Source organism: Methylobacterium sp. 22177, from assembly GCF_052045615.1.
GTDB lineage: Bacteria > Pseudomonadota > Alphaproteobacteria > Rhizobiales > Beijerinckiaceae > Methylobacterium > Methylobacterium radiotolerans.
On the sequence record NZ_JBQEPK010000084.1, the window covers coordinates 1 to 4285 of the forward strand.

At 71.9% G+C, this 4285-nt stretch carries 8 protein-coding genes and 1 pseudogene; 2 read left to right on the top strand and 7 right to left on the bottom strand.

All coding sequences use genetic code 11. From position 1 onward, the window contains the following. The 6 genes and pseudogenes from ACTJK8_RS31410 to ACTJK8_RS31435 all read right to left on the bottom strand — a co-directional run. A pseudogene (locus ACTJK8_RS31410) lies at window positions 1–250 on the bottom strand (porin family protein); the annotation flags it as partial. Between the two features lie 311 nt (window positions 251–561). Then, on the bottom strand, window positions 562–915 hold the full coding sequence (locus tag ACTJK8_RS31415; protein WP_440763122.1) for a hypothetical protein: 354 nt from the start codon (window positions 913–915) through the stop codon (window positions 562–564). A gap of 250 nt (window positions 916–1165) precedes the next feature. Continuing rightward, entirely contained in the window at window positions 1166–1375 is a 210-nt protein-coding gene (locus ACTJK8_RS31420) for a hypothetical protein (protein WP_029359298.1), read from the bottom strand. A gap of 134 nt (window positions 1376–1509) precedes the next feature. After that, entirely contained in the window at window positions 1510–1830 is a 321-nt protein-coding gene (locus ACTJK8_RS31425; protein WP_012318274.1) for a polyhydroxyalkanoic acid system family protein, read from the bottom strand. Between the two features lie 99 nt (window positions 1831–1929). Then, window positions 1930–2241: a hypothetical protein gene (locus tag ACTJK8_RS31430; protein ID WP_012318273.1), complete on the bottom strand. Its 312-nt coding sequence runs from the start codon at window positions 2239–2241 to the stop codon at window positions 1930–1932. A gap of 97 nt (window positions 2242–2338) precedes the next feature. Beyond that, window positions 2339–2569 (bottom strand): hypothetical protein, encoded by a 231-nt coding sequence (locus ACTJK8_RS31435; RefSeq protein ID WP_012318272.1) that lies wholly within the window; start codon window positions 2567–2569, stop codon window positions 2339–2341. Between the two features lie 447 nt (window positions 2570–3016). Here ACTJK8_RS31435 and ACTJK8_RS31440 point away from each other — a divergent pair, with 447 nt between their 5' ends. Then, window positions 3017–3328, top strand: coding sequence for a hypothetical protein (locus ACTJK8_RS31440; protein WP_440763123.1), 312 nt, complete (start codon window positions 3017–3019; stop codon window positions 3326–3328). Between the two features lie 443 nt (window positions 3329–3771). Further along, window positions 3772–3948, top strand: coding sequence for a hypothetical protein (locus ACTJK8_RS31445; protein ID WP_012318269.1), 177 nt, complete (start codon window positions 3772–3774; stop codon window positions 3946–3948). Here ACTJK8_RS31445 and ACTJK8_RS31450 read toward each other — a convergent pair. Continuing rightward, the gene (locus ACTJK8_RS31450) at window positions 3945–4187 is read right to left on the bottom strand and encodes a hypothetical protein (protein WP_012318268.1); all 243 of its coding nucleotides are present in this window, start codon (window positions 4185–4187) and stop codon (window positions 3945–3947) included. The two genes, ACTJK8_RS31445 and ACTJK8_RS31450, sit on opposite strands and share 4 nt — an antisense overlap. Between the last annotated feature and the right edge of the window lie 98 nt (window positions 4188–4285).

Consider the following 4285-nt stretch of genomic DNA (forward strand, 5'->3'; position numbering starts at 1 on the left):
TGACGCTGACGACGCCGGCGGTGCCGGGCGAGTTGATCAGCGAGCCGCCGGGCAGGGCGTAGCTGGTGGTGTTGCGGCTGTTGGCGTCGAAGCCGTAGCCGGCATTCACACCGACGTAGAAGCCGGTCCAGGTGAACACCGGCACCGGCGTGAACACCGGCGGCGGCGCGGCGCGGCGCGGCAGGTCGGCGGCGGACGCCGCGGCGGTCAGGGCAGTGAAGGCGGTCAGGGAGGCGAGGAGCTTGGTCATCACGGGCGATCCGGGTTTCGATCTGGTGATAAGACTACCAAGCTCTGAGCAGAATAGCTGTAGTTTTACGGACACACAGCTTCGCCGCGTCGGAAAAATCGTGGTAAATGGTCGATTAACTTCAGTCGACTCGGTTAAATACTGGTGAAGTTCTGGCCGTATGCGCGGGGCGTCCGGGCCGCGAGGCGGCCGCGTCGGCCTCCCGGAGCCGGACTCCGACGGGCGGGAGCGACGCGCAGACATGCGTCGGCGCGCCGCTCTCAGCCACTGGGGCGGGAAGGGTTCGTCGTCGCGGCGTCCCGCGCGCCGCCCTACCCCGTCCGGTCGCGCCGGGTGATGTGCTTGACCAGCTCGGCCAGCCTCTCCTCGGCCTTCTTCAGCGCCACGCGCGAACCGTGTCCGGGCGGCGTTCCGTCGGCAGCCGCGCGAAGCTTCGCGATGGTGGCCTGGGTGTCCTCGACCTCGGCATCGAGCGCGGCACGCTCACCGGATCTATCGATGGCCATATCGATCCTCCAGGTGTTCTGCCCCTGGCGGCCGCCAGGGCGCCACGTTCTGAGGTAGGCGGCAGGCCGACCCTGGCGAGCCTCGCGGGCGGTGCCGGAACCGAACTCCCGGTCCGATCCGGGTTCGGCGACCCCGTCGCCGCCCGTGCGCCACGGCACGCCGCGGCGTGATCCCGGCGCCCTGGGCCGGCGTTCTACCGGCATACCCACCGGAGACGGCCGCCATGCTGATCCTCAACCCCCTCACCGGCCAGACGGTCGACGTGCGCGTACCGCGCCCGCAGCCCAGGAAGGCGTGAGCCCGCCCGGCGCGGGGTCTCGCCGAGGCACCCTCCCCGGTCGCGCCGCGGCCTCGGGCTCGCCCGGCCGCACGATCCCGGCACGCCGGGCCGCCGTGCGGCGCGACCGCTCACACGGAGCGCGGGGGCCGGCGCGCCAGTCGCTCGGCCTCCGCCTGCCACGCGTCCCGCTCGGCCTGCAGGGCCTCGATGCGGGCGTGGAGGTGGCCGGCATCGATGGCGGTCTCCATCAGCATGTCCTGCGCGGTGGCGAGCTGCTGGCGCAGCTCGGCGTTCTCGGTCGCGAGCGCGAGGAGCAGGGCCGCCACGTCATCGCTCATCCTGGCCCCTGCGCCGCCACCGAGCCGGCGCGTTTAGCCCCGGCGCGACCGGGCCACAACCGCCCCGCCGGCGCCCACGGACCGGTCGCCGTCCCGGTCGGCTCCGCGCGGTCGAGCGACTGCCGCGTCGCGCGTCAGGCGGCCTCGTCGGACAGGAGGCGCCCGACATAGTGGCGCCCGACCGACTCGATGACGGGCGCGAACAGGCTGGCCATCCAGGGCACCAGCGCCTCGACCTCCAGCGCGTCGTCGGCCACTTGGATCGCGACGCGCGCCGTCTGCCCGTAGCCGCTGCCCGAGAAGGCGCGGCGATTGCCGAGCCAGTCCTCGGCCTCGACCCGGATCTTCTCCGCCTCCAGGCGCCGGAAGGCCCAGTCCATGTGCAGGTCGATGCGGCGCCGAACCTCGGCGGCCCCGAGGGCGTGCGGGACGGTGATGGTCAGGCGCTTCGGCACCGGGATCTCCTCGCGAGCGAGGCCCGTGAGGTGCGGCCGGACGGTTAACGATCGGTGATCGGCGTCGCCCGATCGGCCCGTCGGGTGGTCCGTCGGCGCTCAGTACCGGACGGTGCGGACGCCGCCGGCCCCGCCGCCCACGACGCTCCGGATGACCTCCTTGGTCGACGGGCTGATCCCGCCGTCGCCGCGCAACCGGCGCCCGTCCGCCCGCTCGAGGCGCGCGACGTCGTCGGAGCACCGGTCCAGGGCGTGGCGGACCTTCGCCGACAGCGGGCCGCCGCGTTCCGCCTGGGCGCCGCCCATCTCGAACCGCAGGCAGGACGCCAGGTAGCCTTTCAGGTCGTCGAAGGCGGCGGCCTGGGCCCCCGACGTCAGGACGATGAGCATCAGGGCGGATCGGGCGAGCATCACGCGCTCCAGGGCAGGCGGTCCGCGCGGACAACGCGCGAGCGGGGCGTTGGTCCCCGGGGCGCCGTCACGCCGCCGCGTTCAGCCGCCACCGCGTTCAGCCGCTGCGGCGCGGCGCCTGGGCGGCGTCGCGCCGCTGATCCTGGGTGCCCCGACACTGCACGTATTCCGGCGTTCCCGGCTCGGCGCCGTAGCTCCGGCAGATCGCGTCGTCCTTCGCGGCGATGTCCGCCTCGCTCATGAAGAGCTCGCCGCGACCGGGCCGGTTCGCCGCGTTGCAGGCCGTCAGGGCCGTGGCCGCGATCGCCAGAACGATGATGTGCTTCATGGGACTCCTCGCCGCCGATCAGCACCACAGCGCCGCGACGCTGTCGATGACGCCGCCGCGGCATCCACAAGCCGGCGGTCGCCATGGTTATCCAAGGATGGCCAGGGGGTTAGCGCGGCGCCACGGTCCGGGCCGCCCGCCGCACGGGGCGGAGCTGTCCCGGCATGCAAGCGTAATGCCGTCGTGACCGGCAGTGCCCGCGTGGCCGGCATGTCGTGTCGCCGGTGCAGCCGCGGCGCAACGCCGGCTAAGCATCCGCCCCTGCATCCTCCCGAAGGCAGACCCACCTTCAGCCCCGCCGGCAGCGCCGCGCGGGGCTTTTTCGTGCGCCGGGCGCCGCCGGGCACGATGGTGAGCGGCGTCGGAAACCCGGATCGCGCGCCCGCGTTCGGGCACGGAGGCCCGTGCGCGCGGCACAGTCAGGGCCGGGATGCCAAGGAGCACATGATGCGTCATGCCCTCTTCGCCATCTTCGCGCTGGTCGCGGCGTCGCCCGGTTCGGCGCAGACCGGCACCGGTCCCGCACCGATCCGGCAGCCCGGACCGCCCCAGCGGGTGACGCCGGGCACCCCGGCCGGAACCGTCGTCGTTCCCGGCGGCGGCCAGAACAGCGGTCCGGGCAGCACCGCCGTCGTCGCGCCCACCGGGACGGGGGCGGCGACCGTCACGACGGACTCGGCCGCGGGCGGAAATGCCGGCCAGCCGGAGCGCGGCGTACCCCAGGTCGGCAAGGGCGGCGAGGCCGGCGGCGGCAGCTGATCGCCGACTCCGCTTCCTGAGAGTCCATCCCGGCCAGGTCGGGGCGGGCCCGTGCGCCGTCCCTTCGCCGGTGTCCGGATGCGGCGGGCGACGGCGCGCGTGCGGGCACCGGGACGTGAGCGCCGCGCCGTTGACCCGCCTCGGAGCGGTGCGCCGACGCCGCCTTCAGTTCAGATGTCGGGCAAGTTCATGGCCGACCATCGAGTTCTGACCGCTCTCGCTATGTCAGGTTCTGAAATCAATCTAAAATAATCATAGACGTCCTTTCCATTGGTGCATTTATACCAGTAAAATTAAATTACAATTCGTTGATGCAGTTCTCGAATTGGCGCGCTATAGAGATGTCAAAGATTTGGCGCGACGACGCCGTGCGTCTGCCGGAGATTGCGTTGGCGGATCCAGAATTCGAGGATGAGAGAGGTAGGCCGAACGACAAGAGATCGATGCTCCGGCAGATCGCGCACGCCCTCGGAACGCCCGAAGACGCCTTTCTCGACGAATCCGAGGCGTTCGCCACGGTCGAGATGACGGGGGACTTGCTGCGCGTCTGGTCCGCGCTCACCCTGTCGGACCGCCGCTTGCTGCTGGAGATGGCGCGCGGGATGATCTCCCGCGGCTAGAACGGCCACGGCTCCTCCTGTGACCCCTTCCCTGCCCGCTCGCCCGGCGCCACGAGGTCCACGATCTCGTCGAGCGGCTGCGTCACCCGGATGGTCCGACCCGCCGCGGTGATGAAGGTCTCGTTGCGCATCAGGTCCGTGTCGCTCAGCGCCTGGACGCTGGTCACGCGCAGCAGGTGGCGGCAGCCGTCGCCGTCCTGCACCTGGAGGAAGTTCCCGACCCGCCGAACCGCCGACATGGCGCTCTCCCACCCCGCTGGTGATCTGGGCCTAGGCGCCCTGCAGGCTCTCGGCGAAGTCGTCGGGGATCTCGCCCCACTGGCCGAGGATCGTGACG

What these genes read in the sequence shown, in the direction of transcription:
- ACTJK8_RS31420 (WP_029359298.1), bottom strand. Translation starts at nt 1,375, where the DNA reads ATGAGCGATGACGTGGCGGCCCTGCTCCTCGCGCTCGCGACCGAGAAC.
- ACTJK8_RS31430 (WP_012318273.1), bottom strand. Translation starts at nt 2,241, where the DNA reads ATGCTCGCCCGATCCGCCCTGATGCTCATCGTCCTGACGTCGGGGGCC.
- ACTJK8_RS31435 (WP_012318272.1), bottom strand. Translation starts at nt 2,569, where the DNA reads ATGAAGCACATCATCGTTCTGGCGATCGCGGCCACGGCCCTGACGGCC.
- ACTJK8_RS31440 (WP_440763123.1), top strand. Translation starts at nt 3,017, where the DNA reads ATGCGTCATGCCCTCTTCGCCATCTTCGCGCTGGTCGCGGCGTCGCCC.
- ACTJK8_RS31445 (WP_012318269.1), top strand. Translation starts at nt 3,772, where the DNA reads ATGCTCCGGCAGATCGCGCACGCCCTCGGAACGCCCGAAGACGCCTTT.
- ACTJK8_RS31450 (WP_012318268.1), bottom strand. Translation starts at nt 4,187, where the DNA reads ATGTCGGCGGTTCGGCGGGTCGGGAACTTCCTCCAGGTGCAGGACGGC.